Origin of the sequence: Burkholderia sp. Bp9004 (assembly GCF_003858025.1) — a bacterium.
Lineage (GTDB): Bacteria > Pseudomonadota > Gammaproteobacteria > Burkholderiales > Burkholderiaceae > Burkholderia > Burkholderia diffusa.
In genome coordinates this window covers 114,345-141,126 of the sequence record NZ_QTQD01000016.1, presented here as the reverse complement: position 1 = coordinate 141,126, position 26,782 = coordinate 114,345, and the positions used below count along the sequence as shown (strand labels likewise).

At 68.5% G+C, this 26,782-nt stretch carries 26 protein-coding genes; 5 read left to right on the top strand and 21 right to left on the bottom strand.

What is annotated here, in order from left to right:
• Positions 1-5 precede the first annotated feature (5 nt).
• The 7 genes from DIE08_RS19035 to DIE08_RS19005 all read right to left on the bottom strand — a co-directional run bounded on the left by DIE08_RS19035 (position 6) and on the right by DIE08_RS19005 (position 6,562).
• Positions 6-677 (bottom strand): CsgG/HfaB family protein, encoded by a 672-nt coding sequence (locus DIE08_RS19035; RefSeq protein WP_182670311.1) that lies wholly within the window; start codon positions 675-677, stop codon positions 6-8.
• Between the two features lie 447 nt (positions 678-1,124).
• Positions 1,125-2,480 (bottom strand): glutathione-disulfide reductase, encoded by a 1,356-nt coding sequence (gor, locus tag DIE08_RS19030; RefSeq protein ID WP_059607341.1) that lies wholly within the window; start codon positions 2,478-2,480, stop codon positions 1,125-1,127.
• A 244-nt stretch (positions 2,481-2,724) separates the two neighbouring features.
• Positions 2,725-2,949 (bottom strand): hypothetical protein, encoded by a 225-nt coding sequence (locus DIE08_RS19025; RefSeq protein WP_014895816.1) that lies wholly within the window; start codon positions 2,947-2,949, stop codon positions 2,725-2,727.
• A 371-nt stretch (positions 2,950-3,320) separates the two neighbouring features.
• On the bottom strand, positions 3,321-4,442 hold the full coding sequence (locus DIE08_RS19020; RefSeq protein WP_124902979.1) for a porin: 1,122 nt from the start codon (positions 4,440-4,442) through the stop codon (positions 3,321-3,323).
• A gap of 200 nt (positions 4,443-4,642) precedes the next feature.
• Positions 4,643-5,365 (bottom strand): YoaK family protein, encoded by a 723-nt coding sequence (locus tag DIE08_RS19015; protein WP_059679054.1) that lies wholly within the window; start codon positions 5,363-5,365, stop codon positions 4,643-4,645.
• 58 nt (positions 5,366-5,423) lie between these two features.
• Positions 5,424-5,951, bottom strand: a complete 528-nt coding sequence (locus DIE08_RS19010; protein WP_124902977.1) for a chromate transporter — start codon at positions 5,949-5,951, stop codon at positions 5,424-5,426.
• Positions 5,948-6,562, bottom strand: coding sequence for a chromate transporter (locus tag DIE08_RS19005; RefSeq protein ID WP_059679052.1), 615 nt, complete (start codon positions 6,560-6,562; stop codon positions 5,948-5,950). Before DIE08_RS19005 ends, DIE08_RS19010 begins: the two co-directional genes overlap by 4 nt.
• Positions 6,563-6,658: 96 nt before the next feature.
• Here DIE08_RS19005 and DIE08_RS19000 point away from each other — a divergent pair, with 96 nt between their 5' ends.
• Complete coding sequence (locus DIE08_RS19000) at positions 6,659-7,543, top strand: transcriptional regulator GcvA (protein WP_124902975.1); 885 nt, start codon at positions 6,659-6,661, stop codon at positions 7,541-7,543.
• A gap of 40 nt (positions 7,544-7,583) precedes the next feature.
• Here the strand turns inward: DIE08_RS19000 and DIE08_RS18995 are convergent, their stop codons facing one another.
• The 13 genes from DIE08_RS18995 to flgB all read right to left on the bottom strand — a co-directional run bounded on the left by DIE08_RS18995 (position 7,584) and on the right by flgB (position 21,107).
• Positions 7,584-8,891, bottom strand: coding sequence for a solute carrier family 23 protein (locus tag DIE08_RS18995; RefSeq protein ID WP_124902973.1), 1,308 nt, complete (start codon positions 8,889-8,891; stop codon positions 7,584-7,586).
• Between the two features lie 240 nt (positions 8,892-9,131).
• Entirely contained in the window at positions 9,132-10,370 is a 1,239-nt protein-coding gene (gene flgL, locus DIE08_RS18990; protein WP_124626928.1) for a flagellar hook-associated protein FlgL, read from the bottom strand.
• A gap of 23 nt (positions 10,371-10,393) precedes the next feature.
• Positions 10,394-12,376, bottom strand: coding sequence for a flagellar hook-associated protein FlgK (gene flgK, locus DIE08_RS18985; protein ID WP_124902971.1), 1,983 nt, complete (start codon positions 12,374-12,376; stop codon positions 10,394-10,396).
• 195 nt (positions 12,377-12,571) lie between these two features.
• Complete coding sequence (locus DIE08_RS18980) at positions 12,572-13,327, bottom strand: flagellar brake protein (RefSeq protein ID WP_124626932.1); 756 nt, start codon at positions 13,325-13,327, stop codon at positions 12,572-12,574.
• Positions 13,328-13,564: 237 nt separating this feature from the next.
• Positions 13,565-14,563 (bottom strand): flagellar assembly peptidoglycan hydrolase FlgJ, encoded by a 999-nt coding sequence (flgJ, locus tag DIE08_RS18975; RefSeq protein ID WP_124626934.1) that lies wholly within the window; start codon positions 14,561-14,563, stop codon positions 13,565-13,567.
• On the bottom strand, positions 14,564-15,751 hold the full coding sequence (locus tag DIE08_RS18970; RefSeq protein ID WP_059607544.1) for a flagellar basal body P-ring protein FlgI: 1,188 nt from the start codon (positions 15,749-15,751) through the stop codon (positions 14,564-14,566). It abuts the gene before it with no gap.
• 5 nt (positions 15,752-15,756) lie between these two features.
• The gene (gene flgH / locus DIE08_RS18965) at positions 15,757-16,446 is read right to left on the bottom strand and encodes a flagellar basal body L-ring protein FlgH (RefSeq protein ID WP_124626938.1); all 690 of its coding nucleotides are present in this window, start codon (positions 16,444-16,446) and stop codon (positions 15,757-15,759) included.
• A 21-nt stretch (positions 16,447-16,467) separates the two neighbouring features.
• Positions 16,468-17,256, bottom strand: a complete 789-nt coding sequence (flgG, locus tag DIE08_RS18960) for a flagellar basal-body rod protein FlgG (protein ID WP_014895799.1) — start codon at positions 17,254-17,256, stop codon at positions 16,468-16,470.
• Between the two features lie 35 nt (positions 17,257-17,291).
• Positions 17,292-18,050, bottom strand: a complete 759-nt coding sequence (flgF, locus tag DIE08_RS18955) for a flagellar basal-body rod protein FlgF (protein ID WP_124626940.1) — start codon at positions 18,048-18,050, stop codon at positions 17,292-17,294.
• 20 nt (positions 18,051-18,070) lie between these two features.
• Entirely contained in the window at positions 18,071-19,312 is a 1,242-nt protein-coding gene (gene flgE / locus DIE08_RS18950) for a flagellar hook protein FlgE (RefSeq protein WP_124902969.1), read from the bottom strand.
• A gap of 28 nt (positions 19,313-19,340) precedes the next feature.
• Entirely contained in the window at positions 19,341-20,087 is a 747-nt protein-coding gene (flgD, locus tag DIE08_RS18945) for a flagellar hook assembly protein FlgD (RefSeq protein WP_124626945.1), read from the bottom strand.
• Between the two features lie 67 nt (positions 20,088-20,154).
• The gene (gene flgC, locus DIE08_RS18940) at positions 20,155-20,580 is read right to left on the bottom strand and encodes a flagellar basal body rod protein FlgC (RefSeq protein ID WP_059448498.1); all 426 of its coding nucleotides are present in this window, start codon (positions 20,578-20,580) and stop codon (positions 20,155-20,157) included.
• Positions 20,581-20,618: 38 nt separating this feature from the next.
• On the bottom strand, positions 20,619-21,107 hold the full coding sequence (gene flgB, locus DIE08_RS18935) for a flagellar basal body rod protein FlgB (protein ID WP_059448497.1): 489 nt from the start codon (positions 21,105-21,107) through the stop codon (positions 20,619-20,621).
• 206 nt (positions 21,108-21,313) lie between these two features.
• On the opposite strand from flgB, the gene flgA reads away from it, so the two are divergent.
• The 3 genes from flgA (at position 21,314) to DIE08_RS18920 (ending at position 23,523) form a co-directional block, all read left to right on the top strand.
• Positions 21,314-22,546: a flagellar basal body P-ring formation chaperone FlgA gene (flgA, locus tag DIE08_RS18930; RefSeq protein WP_124902967.1), complete on the top strand. Its 1,233-nt coding sequence runs from the start codon at positions 21,314-21,316 to the stop codon at positions 22,544-22,546.
• A 118-nt stretch (positions 22,547-22,664) separates the two neighbouring features.
• Positions 22,665-22,997 carry a flagellar biosynthesis anti-sigma factor FlgM gene (gene flgM / locus DIE08_RS18925; protein WP_124626948.1) on the top strand — a complete coding sequence of 111 codons (333 nt, stop codon included), beginning with the start codon at positions 22,665-22,667 and terminating at the stop codon, positions 22,995-22,997.
• Positions 22,998-23,082: 85 nt separating this feature from the next.
• A complete protein-coding gene (locus DIE08_RS18920; RefSeq protein WP_039317824.1) occupies positions 23,083-23,523 on the top strand; it encodes a flagella synthesis protein FlgN in 441 nt (146 codons plus the stop codon).
• Positions 23,524-23,655: 132 nt separating this feature from the next.
• On the opposite strand, the gene DIE08_RS18915 is transcribed toward DIE08_RS18920, so the two are convergent.
• Positions 23,656-25,506, bottom strand: a complete 1,851-nt coding sequence (locus DIE08_RS18915) for a M24 family metallopeptidase (protein ID WP_124902965.1) — start codon at positions 25,504-25,506, stop codon at positions 23,656-23,658.
• 454 nt (positions 25,507-25,960) lie between these two features.
• Between DIE08_RS18915 and DIE08_RS18905 the strand changes: the two genes are divergently transcribed.
• Complete coding sequence (locus DIE08_RS18905; protein WP_124902961.1) at positions 25,961-26,779, top strand: helix-turn-helix domain-containing protein; 819 nt, start codon at positions 25,961-25,963, stop codon at positions 26,777-26,779.
• Positions 26,780-26,782: the final 3 nt, after the last annotated feature.

Here is a 26,782-nt window from a genome sequence, read left to right as displayed (position 1 = left end):
GACGCTTACTGCGGTACCTTCAGCGTGCCGGCGTCGACCTGGTCGACGAGATGATTCACGGCTTCCTGGATCGCGAGGTCCAGCACCTTGCCGTTGAGCGTCGAGTCGTAACCGGCCGTGCCGCCGAAGCCGATCACTTCCCGGTTCGACAGGCTGAACTCGCCCGCACCCTGGCTCGACGCGACGACTTCCGACGTCGTCGTGTCGACGATGTTCAGGTTGACCTTCGCATACGCGACCTGCGTCTTGCCGCGGCCGAGAATGCCGAACAGCTGGTGATCGCCGACGTCCTTGCGGCCGAACTCGGTCACGTCGCCGGTCACGACGTAGTTCGCGCCCTTCACGGCCTGTGCCTTCTTCATGAAGCCGGCTTCCTGCTTGATCTCGTCGAGGTTCTCGCGATCGAGCACGTTGAAGCGGCGGCTCTGCTGCAGGCGCGTGACGAGGATCGTCTTCGCCTGTCCGCCGAGGCGGTCGATGCCGTCCGAGAAGATGCCGCGCATGTAGCTCGAGCGATTGTCGAACTTGCCGACCGCGATCGCGACGGGCTTGCCCGCATACGGCTTCTGCGCGCTGCTCACTGCCGGCACGTCGAGCGTGCGCGACGATTCGGTCGCGCAGCCGGACAGCGCCGCGACGAGCGCCGCCGCCACGAGAACGGTGCGTCGTGTCTGAATGTTCACTGCTGGTCTCCTTGCGTGAAAAGATTGCCCGGAACGGGCGCGCCGGCGCGTTGACGAGCCGGCGGTCGATGCGGTGATTGAAACGGTTGGGGCACGCATTGGCGCGCGCGACTTCATCGCCCGGACGGCGACGGAGATGGCGGCATGCGAAGGGAAAGTGCGCGCAACGGACGTGCTGCGGCAAGACGCGAACGCGCGGCGCATGGATCGACCACCCCGCTTGCGCCGGCTACCCCTTGATTTTGTTTACTGCGCTGTTGATCGCGCATGATCGGCCCCGAATATGATTTTGGCCGATGATACCAAGCCTGATTATCGAGACGGGGATTCTTTGGAAGAATTGACGTTCTTTACGAATCATCGCGGATCCGTGGTGCGTCACACGCCAGCCGGGCGCGCGGAACACGCGCGCCGGCCGGCGAGCCGGCGCACCGGTTGCGGTCAGTCGGCCACTTTCTGGCGCATCGTCACGAATTCCTCCGCTGCGGTCGGGTGAATGCCGATCGTGTCGTCGAACTGCGCCTTCGTCGCGCCCGCGCGGATCGCGATCGCGATGCCCTGGATGATCTCGCCCGCGTCGCGGCCGACCATGTGCGCGCCGATCACGCGCTGGCTGTCGCGCGCGACCACGAGCTTCATCAGCGTGCGCTCGTCGCGGCCCGACAGCGTGTGGCGCAGCGCCTTGAACGACGCGCGGTAGATGTCGACCTCCCCGTGCAGGCGACGCGCATCGGCCTCGGTCAGGCCGACCGTCGCGACCTCGGGCTGGCTGAACACGGCCGACGGCACATAATCGTGATCGGCCGCGACACGCGCGCCGCCGAACAATGTCCGCGCGAGCAGTCCGCCGTCGCGCGTCGCCACCGGGGTGAGCTGCGGCCGCGACGTGACATCGCCGATCGCATGGATCGAGGGCACCGACGTCGCCGAATACGCATCGACGGCGATCGCACCACGCGCGTCGAGCACGACGCCCGCCCGTTCGAGCCCCAGCCCGTCGACGTTCGGCACGCGGCCGGTCGCGTAGAGCACCGCGTCGTACGGCCCGTGCTGCGCGTCGCCGACACGCACGGAGAGCGTGCCGTCGTCCGCGCGCGCGATCGATTCGACCACCGCGCGCGCATGGATCGCGACGCCCTGCCTGGTCATCTCGTCGGTCAGGAATTGACGCACGTCGTCGTCGAAGCCGCGCAGGATCTTCTCGCCGCGATAGAAGAGATCGACATGGCTGCCGACGCCGTTGAAGATGCCCGCGAACTCGACCGCGATATAGCCGCCGCCGACCACCGCGATGCGTGCGGGCAGCGTCGCGAGCGACAGCGCCTCGCGCGACGTGATCGCATGCTCGATGCCGGGCCGCGACGGCAGCGACGGGCGCGAACCGGTCGCGATCGCGATGTGGCGCGCACGGATCGTGCGTTCGCCGATCGCGACGGTATGCGCATCGACGAGCGTCGCGCGCCCTGCGTGCATCGCGACGCCGGATTGCCGCAGCAGGTTGATGTAGATGTCGCTGAGCCGGTTGATCTCGCGATCCTTCGCGGCGATCAGCGCGGGCCAGTCGAGCGTGCCGGCGCCGAAGGTCCAGCCGAAGCCCTTCGCGTCCTCGAGCTCGTGCGGATAGTGCGATGCGTAGACGAGCAGCTTCTTCGGAATGCAGCCGCGCAGCACGCAGGTCCCGCCGATCTGCTCTTCTTCCGCTATGCCGACGCGCGCGCCGTATGACGCCGACATCCGGGCGAGCCTCACGCCGCCGGAGCCGGCCCCGATGACGAACAGGTCGTAGTCGAAATCCATCGCAAGCCCTCATCTCGATTCGGATGACGGCACGATAACAAGATTCGGGAATTCGTGTGGACCGTGGCGCCGCAGGACGCGCGCGCCATAAAAAACGGCGAGAGACGTTGCCTCTCGCCGGTCAAACCAGCTGCCGGGTTTGCCATGCGTCACCGATCGACCGCATGCCCGGCCTGCCGGCCGCGCGGCACCGGTCCGTCCGGGCGCGCGAGGGGCGCACCCGCGGCGGGACCGGCCGCCATGCTCAGGCCTGCGACGTGTCGCTGCCGTCCGTCGCCTGCGTATCGTCTGCCTGCTGGGGCTGCTCTTCCTTCTTCTCGAGCATGCCTTCGATCGCCTCGGCGCCCTTGAAGCCGGCGACGGCCGCCGCCGCCTTGGTCAGCAGGCCCGCATCCGGATCGACCTTCTCGGCCGCCTCGACGGCTGCCACTGCGCCAGCGATTTCACCCACGGTGTTCAGGATACCCATCGTCATCCCCTTTCAAGAAAATCGTGAGCGCATCGTCCCACGAAAAAAACCGGCAGACCGTGTTTGTCATCACCGGATACACAAGTTACGCACGAGGCCGGCCGCACGCGAAACGTACGCCGGAACGACGCCCGCGCGTGCGTTGCGGCACGCGGCGGACCCTGCACGCAGCGTAGCGGAATCGCCTCGCGCGCACTGTCAAAGTATGTTCTGGAATGCCGACGGAATCCTTACGGGCTGGCAGTTCCCGATGGAGCGGTCGCTGAATGGTCGGCCACGCGCATGAAGGTCGCGTGACGAAAAAAAAGGCTCCCGCAGGAGCCTCTTCGATGCGCGCCGAGCCTGGGCCGGCGCATGCATGCCGACTATCGTCAGAAGATATTGCGCAGGCCGATCGCGATGCCGGTCTGGTTGCTGCGACCCGGCAGTTCGACGTTCGCCGCGCCGTTCGTCTTGTTGAAGTCGATGGTGCCGTAGACTTCCGTGCGCTTGCTGAGCGCGTATTCGGCGATGCCGACGATCGCGTAGCGGTTGCCGCTCGCGAGCGTGCCGTTCGTGGTCATCGCGTTGCGCATGTGGTCGTAGTAGAACGCGCCCGTCAGCGTCAGCGGTGTGCTGACCTGCCAGCTCACGCCCGCGAACGGACCGTCGTCGATCCGGCCCGTGCCCTTCGCGACCGGAATCGACTGCTGCGCGAGCAGGCTGTCGACGAAACCGGTGTCGTCCTTCGAGCGCAGGTAGCCGGCATAGACCTTCGCCTTGCTGAACGCGTACACGACGTTCGCGTGGTAGATCGTCTGCTTGCGTGCGGAGTTGTCGCTGTTCTGCTGCGCGCCGGCCGCGATGCTGAGCGGGCCCATCACGTACGACAGCGAGACGCCCCACGCATTGCCCTTGCCGAGCGAGCCCGGGATCTGGCCCGAGAAGCCGCCCGCGCCGGTCGATTCGTAGTTCGTGCCCGTCGAATACATCGCCTTCGCGGTCAGGCCCGCGAAAGTGCCCGAGTACTTGATCTGGTTGTCCGCATACAGGCCGCCGCCGAGTGCGACCGGCAGCCAGGCATTTTCGAGGTAGTTGCCGACCGTCAGCGGATCGTAGGTGTCCGACAGCAGGTCGAAGAGCGGCGTCTTCTGGCGGCCGAGCGTCACCGTGCCGTACGGGCTATCCAGGCCGACGTATGCCGCACGGTTGAACAGGCGGCCGCTGTCGGAGAATGCGCCGTTCTGCAGGTTCACGCCGCTTTCGAGCTTGAACACGGCCTTCAGGCCGCTGCCGAGGTCTTCCGTGCCGTAGATGCCGAAGCGGCTGTTGGTGATCGCGCCGTTGGTCATCGACAGCAGGCCGTCGTTCTTGGCGTTTGCGTTGGTCAGGTAGCGGACGCTGACGTCGGCGACGCCCCAGAGCGTGACCGAGCTTTGTGCGGCCGCGTACTGGCTGGCGAATGCGAGCGCGGCGCCCCCTGCGATGACTGCGAGTCGGGTGGTCTGCTTCATGAGCTTTCCTATTTGTAGGTGTCTCCGTTCATTGCCGGCCGCGTGCGCAGCCGGGTGGCGATCGCGCACGTTCATGGCGCGCGCGATATGGGCTGAATCATATGACGACTGCAATCTCTGAAAGAAATTGAAACGCGCGGTAATCGCGCGACTGTCGCCCGGGAACAACGTTTCCCGTACCGGGCTTGCCTCGCGCGCCGTCAGGCCGTTTGCGCCACCCCGTCGCCGTCGCGACCATCGTCGCCGCCGTTCCCCGCGCGACGCCACGCGCGCCGCACGATCTCCGCGAACGCGCCCGCAAGCAGCAGCACGGCGCCCCACAGCGCGACGTCCGGCGCGAGCCGCGTCGCGAGGCCGCCGACCACCGCGCCGGCCAGGAAGCAGAAGCTGATCGTCGCGAGCAGCGCCGAGTCGTGCAGCGCACCCGCGTCGTAGCGCGGGATCAACCCGACGAACAGCTTCTGCGCGGCACGCCGCAGGTTGCCGGTCGTCATCACCGACGTGTACGACAGTTCCTCGAGATGGGTGAACGACAGCGTCTGCAGCGTCGCGACGAACGAGATGCCCGGAATCAGCCACGCGCTCGACGCGCCGACGAGGCCGCTCGCGGCGACGCCGAGAAACGCGATCTCGACGATCAGGCTCGCGAACGCGGTGTGCCGCATCCAGCCGCGCTGCGCGGCGAGACCGAGCAGGTGCGCGACGAACACTGCGATCACGAAGCCGACGAGCGGCGGCACGTGATGCAGCGCGGCGGCCCATTCGCCGGCCGACAGGTTGATGCCGAGCAGCGCGACGTTGCCGGTCATCGTGTTCGCGAACACGTGGCCGTGGCCGACGTACGTGTACGCGTCGAGGTAGCCGCCGGACAGCGTCAGCAACGCGGCGACAGTGAGATTGCGGCTGGCGCCGTCCAGATCCATCGATCCTCCCGTGAATATTCGCGCCAGTATGCTGCACGGGAGATGGCTTGTCCTTGGCTCACTGCCCGATGCCCGTGAGCCCGATCAACGCGCCGCCCGCGAGCAGCCACAGCGGATGGAGGCGCGTGCGCCACGCGACCACCGCGCAGGCGGCCGTGATGCCCCACTGGATCGCCGTGCGGTTCGACGCCTCGGAGATCAGCACCGCGCTGGCCGCGACGAGCCCGACCGTGACCGGCATCAGCCCCTGCTGCACGTAGCGGCGCCACGGCCGGTCGCGAAAGCGCTCCCATGCGTGCAGCGCCAGCACCGTGACGAGCGACGACGGCCCGAACTTCGCGATCGACGCGACCAGCAGCCCGGCCCAGCCGGCCACGTGCCAGCCGACCAGCGACACGATCATCATGTTCGGCCCCGGCGCGGCCTGCGCGAGCGCGAACAGCGCGGTGAACTCGTGCGCGCTCATCCAGTGGTGCACGTCGACGACCTGCCGCTGCATCTCCGGCAGGATCGTGTTGCCGCCGCCAAATGCGAGCAGCGAAAGCTGGCTGAAGATCGTCGCGATCGCGACCAGCGTGTCGTTCATGACTGGCCTCCGTCGCGCGCGGCCGCGTGCTGCGGTGCCGGCGTATCGCGGCGGCGCGACGCGAGCCAGATGCTCGCGGGCGTCAGCACCAGCATCGTGGTCAGGAGCGGCATGCGCAGCACCGCGATCGCGACGAACGCGAGCGCCGCGATGCCGGCCGCGGTGCGCGGCGCGTGCCGCAGCTGTTTCGCGACCTTCACGGCCATCGCGACGAGCAGGCCCGCGGCCGCGGCAGCGAGCCCGCCGAACAGGTGCTGCACACGCGGATCGCCCTGCGTCTTCGCATACAGCACGCCGAGCGCGACGACCACGAGCGTTGGGCCCGCGATCAACCCGAGAATGCCGGCAAACGCGCCCGCGACGCCGCGAAAGCGCATGCCGACGGCGACCGACAGGTTGATCACGTTGCCGCCCGGCAGGAACTGGCACAGCCCGAGCAGATCGGTGAATTCGTCGGCGGTGAGCCATTTGCGCTCGTCGACGATCGTACGCCGTGCGAACGGCAGTGCGCCGCCGAACGACATCAGGCCGAGCGACAGGAAACCGGTGAACAGCTCGGCGAGGCCGATCCGGCGCGGGGACGCGGCGGGCGGCGGAGAAACGGATTGCATTGGGGTCCTCATCAAACGGTGCCTCGAGGTTACCGCCGTTCCGCATCCCGGCAAAACGATTTTATCGGCGCGCCTTTGTGACCTAGAATCACAAGCATGGCACGCGATCTCCCTTCCTTTTCCGCGCTTCGGGCCTTTGAAGCAGCGGCACGACACGAAAGCTTCAGCGCCGCCGGCGACGAGCTGCATGTGACTCACGGTGCCATCAGTCGGCAAATCGCCGGGTTCGAGGCGTGGCTCGGCAAGCCGGTGTTCCACCGCTATGGCAAGCGCGTGAAGCTCACCGACGAAGGCCGCCGCTATCTGGATACCGTCCGTGCCGCGTTCGACAGCATCGCGCTCGCCACCGAGCAGCTGCGCAACACCGGTGCGGCACGCGTGCTGCGCATCAACGCGCTGCCGACCTTCGCGATGAAATGGCTGCTGCCGCGCCTGTCGCGGTTCCAGCGCGACGTGCCGAACGTCGAGCTGAAGCTGTCCACGTCGAACGCGCCGCTCGACGCGCTCGACGGTTTCGACGTCGCGATCCGCCGCGGCCCCGGCCACTGGCCGAACTGCACGAGCGGCCACTTCCTCGACGAAAGCGTGATTCCGGTCTGCAGCCCCGCGCTGCTCAAGCGCGCGCCAATCGCCCGGGCGGACGATCTCGCGCGGCACGTGCTGCTGCATTCGGATACGCGGCCGGAAGGCTGGCGCGACTGGTTCGCGGCGGCCGGCGTGACGATGAAGGGGCGCAAGCGGCAGTCGTTCGATCACTTCTACCTGGCGCTGCAGGCGGCCGTCGACGGGCTGGGCGTCGCGCTCGGCCCGCTGCCGCTGATCGACGACGAGCTCGCGAGCGGCCGCCTCGTGATGCCGCTGCCCGGGCCGCGCATCGCGACGCGCAGCTACTGGTGGATCGCGCCGGGCGCGCCGGCCGGCGATACGCTCGTCGCGCAGTTCTGCGCGTGGCTGCAGGCGCAGTCGAATATCGGCCCGTAAATACGTGCCGGCGGGCGGCATTGCACCGCCCGCTGCCAGATCAGACCACCGGGCCCGGTTCCTTTTCCTTGCGCAGGATCGCGTACAGGATGATTGCGCCGAACGTCGCCGTGCCGATCCCGCCTAGCCCGAAGCCGCCGAACTTCAGCGAGAAGTCGCCGGCGCCGAGCACCAGCGTGACGGCCGCGACGATCAGGTTGCGGTTGTCGGAGAAGTCGACCTTGTTGACGACCCAGATCCGCGCGCCCGTCACCGCGATCAGCCCGAACACGACGATCGACACGCCGCCGAGCACCGGGCCCGGAATCGTCTGGATCACCGCGCCGAACTTCGGCGAGAAGCCCAGCCCGATCGCGATCAGCGCGGCGACCGCGAACACCAGCGTCGAATAGATCCGCGTGACGGCCATGACGCCGATGTTCTCCGCGTAGGTGGTCACGCCCGTGCCGCCGACGCTGCCCGACACGATCGTCGCAAGCCCGTCGCCGATGAACGCGCGACCGACGTAGCGGTCGAGGTTGGTGCCCGTCATCGCGCTCACCGCCTTGATGTGGCCGAGGTTCTCCGCGACCAGGATCACCGCGATCGGCGCGAGCATCAGCATCGCGTGCGGATCGAAGACCGGCGCACGGAAGCTCGGCACGCCGAACCACGCGGCATGCGCGACGATCGAGAAATCGACCGGCTTGCCGAGGCCCATCCCGTTGGTGGCGATCGCATAGATCACGTAGGCGATCACCAGCCCGACGAGGATCAGCAGGCGCTGCATCATCCCGCGCGCGAATACGGCAACGCCGCCGACGCACAGCACCGTGACGAGCGCCATCACCGAGTCGAAGGTCGACGCCGACACGCCCTTGACCGCGATCGGCGCCAGGTTCAGCCCGATCACCGCGACCACCGCGCCGGTGACGACGGGCGGCATCAGCGTCTCGATCCAGCGCGTGCCGATCGCCTGCACCAGCGCGCCGAGCGCGACGTACACGACGCCGCACGCGATGATCCCGCCGAGCGCGACGGGGATGTTCGGGTTCGGCCCGCTGCCGCCGTAGCCCGTCACCGCGATCACGAGGCCGATGAACGCGAAGCTCGAGCCGAGGTAGCTCGGCACGCGACCGCCGACCAGCACGAAGAACAGCAGCGTGCCGATGCCCGACATGAAGATGCACAGGTTCGGGTCGAAGCCCATCAGCAGCGGCGCGAGCACGGTCGAGCCGAACATCGCGACGACGTGCTGCACGCCCATCGCGACCATCTGCGGCCACGCGAGGCGTTCGTCGGGGCCGACCACGCGCGAGGCGGCGCCGGTCGGTTGCACCCGCCAGCGCGGGAAGTAGGAATCGGACATGGGGAAAAGGGCTCCTGTCGAACGCCGGCTGCGGACGGTGCGCCGGTCTGGAATCTGGCGCGAGTTTACGGAGCGGAAATGGGGCTGGCAAGCGCGAACCGCCGGTGCAGCGGTCGTGCCGTCGGGCGGAGTGCCGGACGGCACGATCGCGCCGATGAAGGCAGATGAAGGCCGACGGAGGCCTGCCGGCGCTCGCCGCGATGCAAGCGTGCGCTCACATCGCGGCGGGCGCCACGGGGGTCACGGATTGATGTACTGGAACAGCGACATGTTCTGCAACTGCGCGTACGCCTTCTGCGCGCCGCTCAGCGCGTTCTGCACCTGCAGGTACTGGCTGATGGTCGTCACCATGTTGGTGCTGGTCAGGTCCGACAGGTTGCTGCTCGTCTGCAGCGCCGCGGTCTGGTTGACGGCCTGCATCGCCTTGACTTCCTGCTCGCGGCCGCCGACCGATGCCAGCACCGTCGTGACGTTGCGCATCGTGTTGTTGATCTTCGTCGCGGCCGTGCCCATCGTGTTCGACAGCGCGGCGCTCGCCGTCGGGTTGCCGGTGACGGGCGTCTTCAACGCCGTGATCATCGAATCGAGCGTCGAGAACACGTCGACCCCGCTCGCCTGCGGCGCGGGCGTGACCGAAAAGGTGTCGTTGACCGCCGGCGTGCCCGACACCGCCACCTTCATCCCGCTGCCGAGCGCGATCGCGGTGCCCGACGTGTAGGCCTGCGCGGGCGTGGTCGTCGGCGGCGACGCCGTATTGTCGGTCACCGTGTAGGTCGGCGCGGCCGCCGTGCCGCCGAAGGTGATCGTGAACTGATGCGCGTTCGTCGCGGCCGACGGGTCCGTCACCGTGACGTTGCCGATGGTGGCCGTGCCCGTGTTGCCCACGCCGGCCGCCTGGACCGGCGAGCTGCCCAGCGCCTGCACCGACATGAACACCGAGAGGCCCGAGTCGCCCTGCGGCACGCTGCGCGAATCGTCGATCTGTACCGTGCGCGTGCCCGTATCGCCGACATAGCTGATGCCACCGGCCGCGTTCTTCGTGAACGGCGCCGCCGCATTCTTGTAGCCGGCGAACAGGTAGTTGCCCGCGCCGTCCGTCGAGTTCGCGAGCGACAACAACTGGTCGCGATAGCCCTCGAGCTGCGTCGCGAGCGCCGCGCGGTCGCTGTCCGCGAGCGAACCGTCGCCGGCGCGCACGATCACCGACTGGACGCTGCCGAGCACGGTGCCGACGTTCTGCAGCGTCTGGTCCTCGGCCTGCAGCGACGCGAGCGCCACGTTCTGGTTCGCCGCGTACTGCGACAGCGTGGCCGACGTCATCGACAACTGCACCGCCTGCGCCGCGCCCACCGGGTTGTCGGCCGGCGTCGTCAGGCTCACGCCGCTCGAGATCTGCTGGTAGAGCTGCGCGAGCTGGGCCTGCTGATCGTTCATCTGGCCAACGTTCAGCTGGTAGAACTGGGTCGTGGAAATCCGCATCGTTTCTATCCTCTCGAATCCGCTCAGCTGAACAGGCCCAGCACGGTCTGGAACAGCGACGACGCCGTCTGGATCACTTTCGCGTTCGCCTGGTAGAGCTGCTGGTACTGCATCAGGTTCGCGGCTTCCTCGTTCTGGTTCACGCCCGACACCGACTGCTGCGCGGACGTGATCTGGCCGACCAGCGCCGTCTGTGCCGTGCTCGACGACTTGAGCTGGCTCGCGGCGTTGCCGATGTTGTTCACGTAGTTCGCATAGGCGCCGGTGAGCGTCGTCGTGCCGCCGCCGAGCGTCTTCGCGTTGACGAGCTTCGACAGCGCGAGCGCGTTGCTGCCATCGCTCGTGCCGCCCGCGTACGGCCCGATGGTGAACGAGTCGCCGTCCGACGGCGTGCCCGACAGCGTGACGGTCACGCCGTTCATCGCCCCGGCGGCCGTCCCGGACATCGTCATCGCCGCACCGGTCGTCGGGTCGTACGGCACGGAGTCGGTCGGCGTGTTGATCGTCACCGAAGTCGGCGGCGTGCCCGGGATCGTCACCGTGGTTCCGACAGGGAAGCCCGACAGCGACTTCGTCGCCGCGTCGTAGGTCAGCTTGGTCGACGGCACCTGGTAGCCGGCGCTCACCCCGCTCAGCGCGATCTTGGCGGTGCCGATGTTGGTGCTCGACGGCGACGTGATGGCCGGCGACGCGGCCGCGATCGCCGAGCCGCTCGTCGTCGCGAGGCCGAAGCCCGACAGCGCGCCGCGCGTCGGAAGCACGGTGAACTGGTCGCCGGCATTCATCGCGCCGGACGAGAACGAGAAGTTCAGCCCGCCGAGCGAAAGCGGCATCGGCCCGGCCTTCTGGTCGACCATCGCGCCGCTCGCGCGGTCGGTCAGCGTGTAGTTCGTGCCGTCGTACGACAGCGTGTAGTCGCTCGTCGTCGGCTGCGACGCGTTGGCGAACGAGACGGAAAGCGACGCGTTGCCGGTATTGCCCTGGTTCGAATAGACGGCCGGGGCCGCCACCGTGAACAGGTTGCCGCCCGGCTTGCCCGACAGATCGATGCCGAGTGCGTTCTGCCCGTTGACCTGCGCGGCGAAACTGGCCGCGACCGCGCCGAGTTGCGCCTGCGCGGGGTCGAGCGTCTGGCTGCGGAACGCGAGCAGGCCACCGAGCGTGCCGCCCGACAGCGACGCATCCGGCAGCGCCTGGTTCGGGCCTGGCGGATTCGCGCCGGCGATCCCCTGCGACACGACGGTCAGCTCGCTCGGATCCGACGGCGACGTGACGGTCGCGAGCTGATAGCTCTTGTCGGCGAGAACGAGCGGCTGGCCGCCCGCGAGGAACACGCTGTAGCCGCTGTCGTTGCGCACCACCTGCACGCCTGCGAGGCTCGACAGGTTCGACACCGCGAGGTCGCGCTGGTCCATCAGCTGGTTCGGCGGCTGCCCCTGGCTGCTCGCCGCCGAGATTTGCTGGTTCAGATTCGCGATCTGCGCGGTGTACGTGTTGATCTGCGACACCGTGCTGGTGAGCTGCGTATTCACGCTCTGGCGCAGCGCGTCGTACTGCTGGCCGGCCGCATTGAGCTGATTCGCGAGGATCTGCGCGTTGCTGATCGCGGTCTGCCGCACCGACGGATCGGCGGCGCTGTTCGCCACGTTCTGCAAGCCGGTGAAATAGCCGGTGATCGCGGTCGAGATCCCGGCCGTCGGGCTGCCGACGTAGTTGTTCAGCTGCGCGACGAGCGAATACCACGTCGACAGCGCGCCGCCCTGCGACTGCGCGCTGTTCAGCTGGTCGCTCAGGTACTGGCTGTACTGCCGCTGCACCGTGACGGTGTTCACGCCCTGCGGCATGTAGCCGCTCGACGTGTACTGGCCGCTCGCCTCGGCATAGACCGGGCGTTCGACCGAATAGCCGGGCGTCGCGGCGTTGCTGATGTTCTGACCGGTCGTCGTGAGGCCCCAGAGCGCGGCATTGAGGCCGCTGACACCGAGGTTCATGAGTGTGTTGGACATGCGCGATCCTGATGAGCCGGCCGCGCTGCGGCCGCCGGGTTGCGTAACTCCCGGTATAACGGCCGCGGATCGGAAAAATTGAGGGAAAAATGCGCATGCGACGCGCACGTGCGCGTCGTCTGTCGAACGGCCCGGCGAACGCTGCCGGCACCGGTGCGAAAGCGGCCCCGGGCGGGGCCGCGAGAGGGGCGTAGGTCAGGCCCGCGCGAGCGAGCGGCGCTTCATCTCGAGCTGCGTGATCAGGCGCTGCAGCGTGTTCTCCGCGCTGCCCGGCAGCGACATGAAGCGAAAACCGAGCTGGAAGCGTCGCGAACCGTTCGGCATCTGGGTCGAACGCTGCGACACGAGCCGCAGGTCGAGCGACAGCGTGCCGTGGCCGGTCAGCTCGAGCTCGACGTCCGGCAGCAGCGTGCCGACCTCGAGCGCCTCGACACGCTCGTCGGCCGTGCGCAGGCCGACGCCGCCGAGCGACAGGTTATGCACCTCGAACACGAAGCTCTCGCCGTCCGGCAGCTTGCCGCGACACAGGAACGGATCGACGATCGGCGCATCGACACGGAAATACTCGCGGCGCTGGATGCACATCAGCACGTCGGGGAAATCGGCGACGAACGCGGGCAGCCCCTCGTAGCGCGTCTCGCGCGGCGTGCTCGTGGTGAATTCCACGCGCACGCCTTCGGGCGCCGCCGCGAACGTGCAATGCGACGCGCCGAGGATGCCGGCGTTCTGCTCGGACAGCGCGCCCCAGTCGAACGTGAACGTGCGCGCGCCGACGTCGACCTCGAGCAGGCGCGTGACGAGCTGGCCGCCCGGGTACTGGACGGTCAGGAAGTCGCCTCGGTTCACGAGGTTGCGCAGCTGCACGCCGATCTCCAGCGGATTGCGGCGGGCGTAGTCAGGCCCGGAATGGCCCGCATCCAGGCTCGGATCGGTCGACGTTTCGATATTCATGGCTAGCCGGTTTTCTTTTCATGGGCGCCCGGGCAACCGGTGCGCAGTAAAACCGGGCCAGAACATGGCCCGGTTGCAGGTCTCACACACTTAGCGGCAGTGCTCACCGAAAGTTTAGATCGAAATGCCGGTTTTTTTCGCGCAAACGTTGAAACCGCGCGCGGCAGGGTGCCGGACGCGGTCCGTAAGACTGCAAGAAACGGGCGGCAGGCGGGGCCGTTCCGGCCCCTGCCCCCGTCAGCCGATCTGCTGCATGATCGAGATCAGCTTCTTCGCGTAGTTCGGGTCGGTCGCGTAGCCGGCCTTCTGCATCCCGTGCGCGAAGCCCTCGACGCTGCGGCTCGCGCTCAGCACGCCCGCGTAGCGCGGGTTGTTCTTCAGCAGGTTGGCATAATCGGTCATCGCGTGCTCGTACGAATCGTACGCGCGGAACTTCGCGACGACGCGGCGCGGCGTGCCGTTCACGTATTCGGTCGTCAGCGCCGACACCGTGCGGCCCGTCCAGCCCTTGTTCGCCTTGATGCCGAACACGTTGTAGCTCGTCGAGCCGTCGCTCGCGCGGATCTCGCGCTTGCCCCAGCCCGATTCGAGCGCGGCCTGGCCGACGATGAAGCGCGCCGGGATGCCGGTGGTCGCGCTCGCCGCCTGGGCCGGGCCGGCGAGCCGGTCGACGAACGCGTCGGCGTCCTGCGCGCCGCTCGCGCCCTTCAGCGGCGGCGTCAGCGCGCTGCCGGCCGTGTAGCCGCGCGCGCCGGCGAGCCCGCCGTTGTTCGCCGCGTTCGCGTAGGCCCTCGCCATCGCGTTCATCGCGGCCAGGCTGCCTTCGTTGCCCGACGTGCCCGAGCCGGCCGCACCCAGGCCGACCGCGCCGAGCCCGGCCGCGCCGGCGTCGGCCGCCGTGTCGCCGCCCGCGCCCTGCCCCGCGTTGCGCAGCAGCTGCTTCATCAGCGCGTCGGCCACGCCGATCCCGCGCTTCGACATCTGCTGCGCGAGTTGCTGGTCGAGCATCGACGTGTACATCTTCGACGTGTGCGAATCGAGCAGCCCGCCGTCGGGCGACGCGTCGCGCATGCTCTTGAGCATCATCTCCGTGAACATCGCGTCGAACTGGCCCGCGACCGCTTTCGCGCCGGCCTGCGGCGACTGCTTCGCCTGCGCGCGCAGCGCGTCGAAGCCCTGCACGTCGAGTGCGAAGCGCTGCGTCAGGTCATTCGCGTTCGGGAGGTTCGCTGCCATTTAGATGATCTCCAGATCGGCGCGCAACGCGCCGGCCGCCTTCATCGCCTGCAGGATCGACATCAGGTCCGCCGGCGTCGCGCCGAGCGTGTTCAGCGCCTTCACGACGTCGGCGAGGTTCGCGCCGGCCGTCACCATCTTCAGCGCGCCGTTGTCCTGCTTCAGCTGGATCTGCGATTGCTGCGCGACCACCGTCTGCCCGTTCGAGAACGGCCCCGGCTGCGACACCACGGGCTGCGTGTTGACGACCACCGACAGGTTGCCGTGCGCGACCGCGCAGCTTTGCAGCGTGACCATCTGGTTCATCACGATCGAGCCGGTGCGCGCGTTCAGGATCACCTTCGCGGCGGCCTTGTCCGGGCTCACGTCGAGGTTCTGCAGGCGCGCCATGAACGCGACCTGCTGCGCGGAATCCGCCGGCGCGGCGAGCTGGATCGTGCGGCCGTCGAGCGCCGTCGCGGTGCCCGGGCCGAAGCTCGAATTGACCGCGGACACGATCCGCTGCGCGGTGCCGTAATCCATGTCGTTCAGTTGCAGCTGCAGCACGCCGTTCATCTGCGCGATCGCGTTCGGCACCGAGCGCTCGACGATCGCGCCGCCGACGATCCGGCCGGCCGCGAGCTGGTTCACCTGCACGCGGCTGCCGTTCGCGCTCGCCCCCGCGCCGCCGACCGCCATGTTGCCCTGCGCGAGCGCGTACACCTGGCCGTCCGCGCCCTTCAGCGGCGTGAGCAGCAGCGTGCCGCCGCGCAGGCTCTTGGCGTTGCCGAGCGACGAGACCGTCACGTCGAGCGCCTCGCCCGGCCGCGCGAACGGCGGCAGTGTCGCGGTCACCATCACGGCCGCGACGTTCTTCAGCTGCATGTTGTTCAGCGACGACGTGCCGCCGTTCGCCGAGCCGTTGTTGATCGAGATGCCGAGGTTCGCGAGCATGTTCGCGAGCGTCTGCGTGGTGAACGGCGTCTGCATCGTCTGGTCGCCCGTGCCGTCGAGGCCGACGACGAGGCCATAGCCGATCAGCGGGTTGTCGCGCACGCCCTGGATCTGCGCGAGGTCCTTCAGGCGCTCCGCGTGCGCGGGGGCCGCGCCGAGCGCGCATGCCGCCAGCACGAACGCGGCGGCGAGCCGCGCGACGGCAGGCACGCGCGACACACGGGACGACAGGCGATGGAAAAGAGGCTGCTGCATCGTCATCACCACGGTGCGATGTTGAGGAAGAAGCGCTGCAGCCAGCCCATCGTCTCGGCTTCGTTGATGTAGCCCTTCGACGAGTATTCGATCTTCGCGTCGGCGACCTGCGTCGAGTAGACGGAGTTCGCGCCCGAGATCGTGTTCGGGTTGACGACGCCCGAGAAGCGCACGAATTCGTTGCCCTGGTTGATCAGCATCTGCTTCTCGCCGCTGACGACGAGGTTGCCGTTGGGCAGCACGTTGGTGACGGTCACCGTGATCGTGCCGTTGAACGTGTTCGCCGCGCTCGCGCCGCCCGTCGCCGCGAACTTGTTGTTGCCGGCCGCCGACAGGTTCGCCTTCGCGAACAGCCCGCCGAGGAAGCCGGCCGTCGGCACGTTGAAGTCGGTATTGCCCTGCCGGTTCGTGTTCGCGCCCGACGACTTGGTCGCGTTGATGTTCTCCGCGATCATGATCGTCAGGATGTCGCCGACGTTGCGCGGCCGCTGATCCTCGAACAGCGGCCGGCCCGCGTAGCCCGGGTTGTAGATCGAGCCGGGCGCCTGCATCGCCATCGGCATCGGCGGCTGCGCCGTCATCGGCTGCTGGATGATCGGGTCGCGCGGAATCTGCGCGCAGCCGGCGAGCGCGGCCACCGCGACCGCGCACGCGGCGCGGACGGGGGCTGACGGGAGGAGGCGAACCTGCTTCATGGCGACGACGGGACTTTCCGGTTAGCTCTTCATCTGCGTGACGGTCTGCAGCATCTGGTCGGACGTCGTCACGGCCTTGCTGTTGATCTCGTATGCACGCTGCGTCTGAATCATGTTGACGAGCTCCTGCACGACGTTCACGTTCGACGCCTCGACATAGCCCTGGTTGAGCACGCCGGCGCCGTTCAGGCCCGGCTGCGACACGTTCGGCGCACCCGACGACGTGGTCTCGGCGAACAGGTTCTCGCCCTTCGCCTCGAGGCCGGCCGGGTTGATGAAGGTCGCGATCTGCAGCGAGCCGATCTGCACCGCGTTGCTCGAGCCCGGCTGCGTGACCGATACGACGCCGTCCTTGCCGATCGTCAGCGACTGCGCGTTCTGCGGCACGGTGATCGCCGGCAGGATCTGGTAGCCGCTCGACGTGACGAGCTGGCCTTGCGCGTTGGTCTGGAACGAGCCGTCGCGCGTGTACGCGTTCGTGCCGTCCGGCATCAGCACCTGGAAGAAGCCCGCGCCGTTGATCGCGACGTCCTTCGAGTTGCCGGTCTGCGTGAGACCGCCCTGCGTGTACAGGCGCTCGGTCGCGACCTGCTGCACGCCGGTGCCGAGCTGCAGGCCCGACGGCAGTTCGGTTTGCTGCGTCGAGTTCGCGCCCGGCTGACGGATGGTCTGGTACAGCAGATCCTCGAACACCGCGCGCGACGCCTTGAAGCCGTTCGTGCTGGTGTTCGCGAGGTTGTTCGAGATCACGTCCATCTGCGCCTGCTGCGCATTCATGCCGGTGGCGGCGATGTAGAGCGATCGGTTCATGTTGAATCTTCTCCTGGTAGCGAGGGCCGTGCCGCTCAGCTGAAGTTGAGCAGCTGGTTCGCCGACTGCTCGTTCTGGTCGGCCGTCTGGATCAGCTTCGACTGCAGCTGGAACGCCCGTGCGTTGTCGATCATCGCGACCATCGCGGTCACCGGGTTCACGTTGCTGCCTTCGAGCGAATTCGGCGTGACGACCACGCCCGGGTCGCTGTCGGCCGGATTGCCGTCGGCGGTGCGGAACAGCCCGTCGTTGCCGCGCGTGAGCGTGGCAGGGTCGGGGTTCACGAGCTTCATCTGGTCGACGATCGCGACCGCCGTCGGCGGGTCGCCCGGCATCAGCGCGGACACCGTGCCGTCCTTGCCGATCGTCACTTCCGCGTTCGGCGGCACCGAGATCGGGCCGCCGTTGCCGATCACCGGCAGGTTGCTCGCGTTGACGAGCTGGCCGTTTTCGTCGACGTGCAGGTTGCCCGCACGCGTGTACGCCTCGCTGCCGTCGGCGGTCTGCACCGACAGCCAGCCGGCGCCCTGCACCGCGACATCGAGCGGGTTGCCGGTGCGCGTGATCGGGCCCGGTGCGTAATCCGCGCCGGGCGTCGACGCGAGCACGTAGGTGCGCGTCGTCGTCGGGTCGATGTTGCTGCCGTCGCCGAAATTCATCGGCACCGCACGATACGTCGCGAGTTGCGCGCGAAAGCCCGTCGTCGACGCGTTCGCGAGGTTGTTCGCGACGATCGCCTGCTGGTCGAGCGACTGCGACGCGCCCGTCATCGCCGTGTAGATCAGTCGGTCCATGGCTGCCGGTTATCCGCGCATTACAGGTTGATGAGCGTCTGGTCGACGGTCTGCTGCGTCTTGATCGTCTGCGCGTTCGCCTGGTAGTTGCGCTGCGCGGTGATCAGGTTGACGAGCTGCGACGTCAGGTCGACGTTCGAGTTCTCGAGCGCACTGCCCTGCAGCGAACCGTGATTCGTGCTGCCCGGCGACGAAATCTGCGGCACGCCCGACGCGGACGATTCGGCGTACTGGTTGCCGCCGAGGTTGACGAGCCCGTTCGGGTTGTTGAAGTTCGCGAGCACGATCTGGCCGAGCACCGCCGTCTGGCCGTTCGAATAGTTGCCGGTCAGCTTGCCGTCGGCGCCGATCGAGAAGGTCGTCAGCGTGCCGCTCGCATAGCCATCCTGCGCGAGGTTGTTCACACCGTCCTTGCCGCCGTACTGCGTGGTGCCGGTCAGGTCGAGCGTGAGCTGCTGCGGCGTCGCCGAGCCGTCGGTGTTCGGGACGGTGAACTGGAACTGGCCGAGCGATGCGGTCGGGGTGGCCGGCGTGCCCGTCGTCGTGCTCTGGATCGCGCCCGACGAGTTGAACGTGACCGTGCCGAGATCCGTCGTGGTGCCGCCCTGCGTGCCTGCGTAGGCTTCCCACGTGCCGGCCGCCGATTTCACGAAGTACATGTTGACCGCCTGCGAGCCACCGAGCGAGTCGTACACCTGGATTGACGTCGAGTAGTTGTACGTCGTGGTGTCGGTCGCGCTGAACGGCGTCTTGGCCGGCACCGTGTCCTGCGAGTTCAGGTTGAACTGGCCGGTGATCTTGGTCGTCGCGGTCGGCGCGATGTTGGTGGTCGGCGCCTGCAGCGGCACGGTCTGCGCGGTGTTGACCACGCCGCCCGTGCTGGCCGCGTAACCCATCAGGTTGCGGCCTTGCGAATCGACGATGAAGCCGTTCTTGTCGCGCTGGAACGTGCCGTCGCGCGAGTACGTCGTCACGCCGTTGTTCGACATCTGAAAGAAGCCGTTGCCGTTGATCGCGACGTCGAGCGACGAGTTCGTCGTGTTGATCGTGCCTTGGCCGAATTGCTGCTGCACCGATGCGAGCGTCGTACCGATCCCGATCTGCGTGTTGACCGACGTCGCGACCGAGTTCGCGTACATGTCGGAGAACTGCGCGGTGCTCGACTTGAAGCCGACCGTGTTCGCGTTCGCGATGTTGTTGCCGATCACGTCGAGCGCGTTCGATGCGCCGGCGAGGCCGCTCAGACCCTGTTGATAACCCATTTCGGTCTCCGTTTTCGAGAAAGCTGGATCAGTTGGTGGTGGTCGTGCCGCCGGACGACGACGACGCGGTGTTCGGGAAGATCGACGCGACCTGGGTCAAGCCCACCGTCGTGCCGTTCGACAGCACGAGCCCCGCCGTGCCGTCGGCCTGCTTGATCACGCTCTGCACCTGCGCGGCCGCGAGCACGGTCGGCGCATACGTCTTGCCGTCCGAGCCCGTGTACTGCGCGCTCACGGTGTAGTTGCCGTCGGGCAGCGCGTTGCCGGCCGCATCCGTCGGCGTCCAGTTGAACGGCACCGTGCCGGCCGACTGCTTGCCCGCGTCGATCGTGTTGACGACGGCGCCCGAGCTGTTCTTCACGGTGATCGTCAGGTTCGACACGTCGCTCGTGAGCGACACGCCGAACGGCGACGCCGCGCCGCTCTTCACCGCCACGCTGTTGCCCGGCGCGAGCACGTTCGTGCCGATCAGCAGCGCGGCCTGCGTCTGCTGCCCGGCCGCGAGCTGCGTCGACAGCGACGTGAGCGACGTGTTCAGCTGCGCGATGCCGCTCACCGTGTTGATCTGCGCGAGCTGCGACGTCATCTGCGAGCTGTCGACCGGGCTCGTCGGATCCTGGTTCTGCAGCTGCGTGACGAGCAGCTTCAGGAACGTCGCCTGCAGATCGCTCGCCGACGTGCCGTTCGTCGACACGTTGTTGGTGTTCATCGTGTCGGTCGGCAGGGTCGACACGTTGGTGCCGCTGCCGCCGATCGTCGTGCTGGAGGAAGTCATCCTGGGTGGCCTTGTTTCGGAACTGTCGGGTCTGGGTCTCGATGGGGAAGCACGCGCTGCGCGCGGCTTACGTGCCGATCGTCAGCGTCTTGAGCATCAGCGTCTTCGCGGTGTTCAGCGTCTCGACGTTGGCCTGGTACGAGCGCGACGCCGAGATCATGTTCACCATCTCCTGCACCGGATCGACGTTCGGCATCTGCACGTAGCCGTTCGCGTCGGCGGCCGGGTTCGCCGGGTCGTAGGTCGACTTCATCGGCGACGGATCATCGACCACCTTCGTCACGCGCACGCCGCCGACGCCCTGGCCGGACGCGGTGCGCGCGCCGCCGATCGGGTCGGTCGCGAACACGACCTGCTTCGCCTTGTACGGCTTGCCGTCGGGGCCGGTCGCGCTGTCGGCGTTCGCGAGGTTCGACGCGGTGACGTTCAGGCGCTGCGATTGCGCGGACAGCGCCGAACCGGCGACGCCGAAGATGTTCATCAACGAGGGCATGAGGGCTCCTTGTGCTCGGATACGGAAGCGGCGCGCGCTTACGAGTTCGTCGAGATCGCGGCGATCATCGCCTTGATCTGCTGGGTCATCACGGTCATCCCGGTTTCGTAGTGCAGCGCGTTGTTCGCGAACTGCACGCGCTCGACGTCGAGATCGACCGTGTTGCCGTCGAGCGACGGCTGCAGCGGCATCCGGTACTGCGCGCGACCGTAGTCGTCGGCCGGGCCGCCCGTCGGAATCAGCTTCGCGGTGCCGGCCATGTGGCCCGGCGCCGTCGACACCATCGTCATCCCGCTCGTCACGCCGGCCGGCTGCGCCATCGGCAACTGCGCGGCGTTGCTCGGCGCGAGGCCGCCGCCGGTCTGCTTCAGCGAGCGCGCGAGGGTCGACGCGAAATCGACGTCGCGGGCCTGGTAGCCGGGCGTGTCGGCGTTCGCGATGTTCGACGACAGCAGTTCCTGCCGATAGGCGCGCACGTCGAGCGCCTGTCGGCCGAACGCGAATTCGGCATCGAGTTTGTCCAGCATGTGTGCGTCTCTCCGTATGAAGCGCTGCACGCCCCCTTGCGCCGGATGGCGACCCAAGGGGCTTTTTTCCATGACAGCGATGGTAGGCGTCAGGCGCAACCGGCAATCGGACGAATAACGCGGCAAAGGCCCCCTCTATTCATCGTTTGCGCGACGGCCCGGCTCCCTAGAATGCGAATCGGATCAACGGCTTCGAGGACACGGCGATGACAGGCGCACTTCGCGGAAACGACGGACGCGGCACGCGCATGGCGCGTGCGTTCGCGCTCGCCGCGGCGCTGTGGCTCGCAGTGCCGCTCGCGCACGCGGACGACGGGATGATCGTGATTCCCGGACGCGGCGAGACGGCCGAGACCGCGCTCGCGCATGCGAACGCGGCGAGCGGCGGGCAGTTCGGCGGGAATGCGGGCACGGCGTCGGGTACGGGCATGGCGATGGCGGGCGGTGCGGGTGGCGCGGGCGGTGGCGCCGGCGTGACCGGCGCGGCCTCGGCCGGCTATGCGGCGCAGCCGGCCGGCGCGATGGTCGTGACGAGCGTCCCGCCGCCGGCCGCCATGCCGGCGCCCGCGCCGCGCCCCGCCTACGCCGCCGCGCGCACGAACGCCGGCGATGATGCGCGGCGCGCTGCCGATCCGGGTGCCGTCGCGACCGTCGTCGCCGGCACGGCCGAACCCGCATCGAATCCCGCGCGCGCGGCCATCGCCGCGCGCATGGCGGCGGCCCGGGCCGCTTCAGCCGCGCCGGCCCCGCGCGCGCCGGGCGCTGCCGTGAACCCGGCCCAGGCCACCACCGCGTCCCAGCCGGCCACGCTGCCCGGCCAGCAGGACCCCGACACGATCCGGCGCACGGCCCTCGCGTTCCTGCAGCAGCAGGTCGCGGGCCTGCCGGGCAAGACCACCGCGACCGTCGCGGCCGCGTTTCCGCGCGGGCTCGCCGCGTGCACGACGCTCGAGCCGTTCCTGCCGACCGGTGCGCGCCTGTGGGGCCGCACGACGGTCGGCGTGCGCTGCGCCGGCGAGCGGCCGTGGACCGTCTATCTGCAGGCGAAGGTCGCCGTGCAGGCCACCTATTACGTCGCCGCGCGGCAGATCGCGCCCGGCGAGCCGCTCACCGCGGCCGACCTCGTCGCGCGCGACGGCGACCTGACGGTGCTGCCGCTGGCGGTGATCACCGATCCCGCGCAGGCGGTCGGCGCGATCGCGCTGGCCCGGATCTCGGCCGGGCTGCCGTTGCGCCAGGACATGCTGAAGAGTGCCGCGTCGGTGTCGGCCGGCCAGACGGTGCGGGTCGTCGCGGCCGGCCCCGGCTTCACGATCTCGGCCGATGGCAGCGCGCTCGCGAATGCGGCGCCGGGCCAGTCGGTGCGGGTCAGGATGGCGGCGGGCCAGATCGTCACGGCGATCGTCAAGGACGCCGGGACCGTGGAAATTCCGCTATAGGGACGGATCGCGCCGCAAGATTGTAAAGAATTGTTTATTCGGAGGATTTCGGGCTCACGATGCTAAAGTTCGGGCCGACCCGGCCGTTATCTGGGTCATACCGTACAGGAAACCCATCGTGAAGATCGATTCCACTCCGAACCCGAGCCCACTCGCGTCGACCGGCAACGGCGCGACCCGCGCGCAATCCGGCGCGGCTTCGTCGTCGTCCGCGCAGGCGGCCGACGCAGGATCGACCGGCGGCGACACGACCGTGAACCTGTCGGGTCTGTCCGGCCAGCTGCGTTCGCTGTCGGCCTCCGGCAGCGCCGACATCGACACGGCCCTCGTCCAGTCGATCAAGGACGCGCTGAACAACGGCACGTTGACGATCGACGTGAACAAGATCGCCGACGGCGTACTGAATACCGCCCGCGACCTGCTGCAAAAGCAGCGCCCGCAGGGCAACTGAGCCGGCCCGGGGCCCGTCACGCCCTGACCGGTCCCCTGGTTTGCCGGCATGCGGACACGCGTGCCGGCGCGACGAGCATGACGCGATGAGAGAAGAGCTGCTGGCCACGGTCAACGACGAACACGCGACGGTCGAAGCGTTCGCGTCCCTGCTCGCCTACGAGGAAAAGGCACTGACGACGCCGGAGCCGCTTGAAATGCTGCCCGGCATCGTCGAGAAGAAAAGCGCGCTGATCGACCGGCTCGCGCAGCTCGAGCGCACGCGCGACACGCAGTTGTCCGCGCTCGGCTTTCCGGCCGGCAAGAAAGGGATGGACCAGGCCGCCGAGCGCGATGCCCGCCTCGCCGGCCGCTGGCAGTTGCTGCTGCAGGCCGCCGAACGCGCGCGCCAGGCCAATGCGACCAACGGGATGCTGATCCGGATCCGGATGGACTACAACGAGCGCGCGCTCGCGGTGCTGCGCTCGGCGCCCGCGCCGGCCGGGGTCTATGGCCCGGACGGGCGCGTGTCGGCGCTGATGCGTTGATGCCCCGACTGCACCGACTGCACCGACTTCACCGATTGCCCCGATTCCACTGACGTACCGATCACGCCGGCGCACCGACGCGCCGGCCGCGCATCGCGCGGCCCTGCCGCGGCCGCGCGCACTTTCCCCGTCTTAAAGCAGCGGACACGCGGTGACCTGCGTGCCGCGTTCCACGCAAAGCCGTTCATAGTCGCGCAGGTACGCGCGCTCGTCGTCGTTCAGCAGCTCGACGTCGATCAGGTCCCAGTCGTAGCCGACCGTGACGATGTTCTCGAACGCCACGGTGTCCGATGCTTCGTCGTCCGCGCGCACGATCACGATGTTCTCGATCCGCACGCCGCCCTTGCCCGGCAGGTAGATGCCCGGCTCGACCGAAATCACCGCGTTCGGCACCAGCCCGTACTGCGCGCCCGGCGCGAACCGCACGCCGCCCTCGTGCACGTGGATCCCGACGCCGTGCCCGGTGCCGTGGCCGAAATCGTAGCCGTGGTCGCGGCACACCTGGCGCACCGTCGCATCGACGTCGCCGCCCGTCGCCGTCTTCGGGAAGCGCGTGACGAGCCCCTTGATGCACGCCTTCAGCGCGACCGTGTAGATCTCGCGCTGCCACGGCTGCGCGACCGTCTCCGGCTGCGTGCGACGCAGCACGACGCGCGTGCAGTCCGTCGCGAAACCGGCGTCGTAGTAAGCGCCGCTGTCGAGCAGCACGAGCTCGCCTTCCGTCAGCTCGACGTCGGCGCTCGCCGCCGTGTAGTGCGCGAATGCGCTGTTCGCGCCGTTCGCCGCGATCGACGGGAACGTCAGCGCGACCGCCGAGCGGGCGCCGTACGCGTCGTTGATCGTGCGGGCCAGGTCGTACTCGGTATGGCGCTGCCCCGGCTCGCCGGCCTTCGCCCAGCGCATCGTTTCGGCGATCGCCGCCGAGCTGCGCGCGAACGCGTCGCGGAACCGGTCGAGCACCGCCGGCGTCTTGCCGGCCCGCAGCGCCTCCACCGGGTTGAAATCGGCGTGGCGCGCATGCGGCCACACGCGGCGCACCGACTCGACGAGCGCGCAGTTGACCGATTCGAACCCGTAGCACACGTGGTCGACCGCGAATTGCGCGAGGAAACGCTCGAGTTCGACGAAGTCGCGCCGGATCACGTGCAGCGCCGGATACGACGCCAGTTCGACCGGACATCGGTCGCAGCCTTCCGGCAGGAACAGCGCGACCTGCTCGCCGACCGCGAACAGGAAGCCCAGGTGCGACGATGCATTCGGGATGTGATAGCCGCGGCTGTTCAGCAGGTAAGCGAGATCGTCGGACGCGCATGTGAAGAACGCGGTCTTGCCGGGCGCCGCGCCGGTGTGCGCGGCGAGCCGCCGGTTCAGCGCGTCGAGGTTGTCCGCGACGCTCGCGCCGGTCATCGCGTCCGGCAGTTCGAAGATCGGCCGCTCGACCACCCAGCCCGGCAGCGCGATCGCGCGGTCGATTTCGCGCTCGACGAGGCTCGTCCAGTCGAGTGACGCCGCCTGCGTGCGCTCGACCAGCCGGTCGCGCTGCGCGACGCTGATCCGCAGCGCGTCGTAGCCGACGCGCGCGAGCCGGCTCGCGTGCGCGAGCAGCCAGTCGGCCAGCGCCTGCCAGATCGTCACGTTCATCCCGAGCTTTTCGATGCGCACGCGCGCCGGGTCGCACTGCTGTTCGGCCTGCAGGTGATAGCGGCCGTCGACGAACAGCACGAACGGCGGCACGCCGAGCGCCTGCGCGGTCGCCGCGCTCAGGAAAATCCCGCAGCCGGCCGAGCCGTCGAAGCCCGACAGCGCGTAGCGCGGGTTGTTGCGGCGCGGCAGGTATTCGGTGATGTATTCGTCCTGCGACGTGACCACGACCGCGTCGAGCCGGGCGGCGTCGAGCAGTCGCGACAGGCCGGCCTGCGTGTCGGCGACGGACGCGTCGTACGAGGGAAGGCCGGAGAAGCTGTATTTCAGTCGATCGATCATCGGATACCCGTTATTGATTGTTGTCGGCGGCCGGCGGCGTCACGCGCCGGCGCATGCCTGGCGCGGCACGCCGCCCGTGCGGGGACGAAGCGCGGCCCGGCGGGCAGCCGTGCCGCGGTGTCGTTCCATCGACGGATTTTCGGGGAAATTTTTGTCTCACTTAACTTTGTTTGATGCGAGCGACAGAATCTAGAGCACGCTGAAATCGAGGTCAAGCCAAAATTTTCGTAGGGCTAAAATTGCCGGCACCGCGCGCGACGGCGGCGCGGCCCCACGTGGCCCTGCCTGGCGCGGGGCGCATGGCGTCTTGGCGTCCGGGCGCCGGCGTGCGCGGTACAATGCGCCGGCATCGTCGTCCCGACGGCCGTGCTTCGTGCGATTCGCGGAAAGCCGCATCCCGGCGACGGCACCGCCCCTCCGCTCGCCTTGCGACTCGTTGCCACGAAAGAGATTCATGGATTCAGACATCATGCGTATCGGCCAGCGCATTCGCCGCCTGCGCCGGGAAGCGAAGAAGACGCTGCTGGAAGTCGCAACCGAAGCGAACCTGTCGGTCGGGTTCCTGTCGCAGGTCGAGCGCCACCTCACCGGCATCTCGCTGTCGTCGCTCGTCAACGTCGCGAAGGCGCTGAACGTGCCGCTCGGCACGCTGATCGACCAGCCGCGCCAGGCGCAGCCCGACTCGCACGCGGGACGCCGCGAACCGTACGCGGTCGATGCCGCGTCGCAGTGGTACGAGCGGCTGTCCACCACCTTCGACGGCAGTCAGATCAACGCGCTCAAGGTCCGGATGATGGAGGGCTACCGATCGGAATGGGTCGCGCATGGCGGCGACGAGTTCGTGTACGTGCTGATCGGCCGGCTTTGCTACACGATCGGCAAGAAGGATTACCCGCTGTCTGCCGGCGACTCGCTGCACTTCGACGCGAGGAAGCGCCACCGCGTCGCGAACGTTGGCGACGGGGCCGCCGAAATGATCGCGGTCGGCACGCTGCCGCTCTTCGACGACAACGGCGCCGAGCTGGGATCCGAGGCGATGAAGATCAGACTGCTCGCACGCGATGCCGGCGCGGCGCCGGGCGAACCGCGCGTGAGCCGCCGCAAACCCGCACCGAAGCGCGAGCGCGACGCGGATTCGATCGCGGCCGCGCCCGTCGACACGCCGGCCCGCGCGGCGGCCAAGCCAGCGGCCGGGAAGCCGCGCGCGGCCGCCGGCAAACGTCCGGCCGCCGCCACCCCGGCCCGCCGCGCCACCGCCCGCACGAAACAATGACGG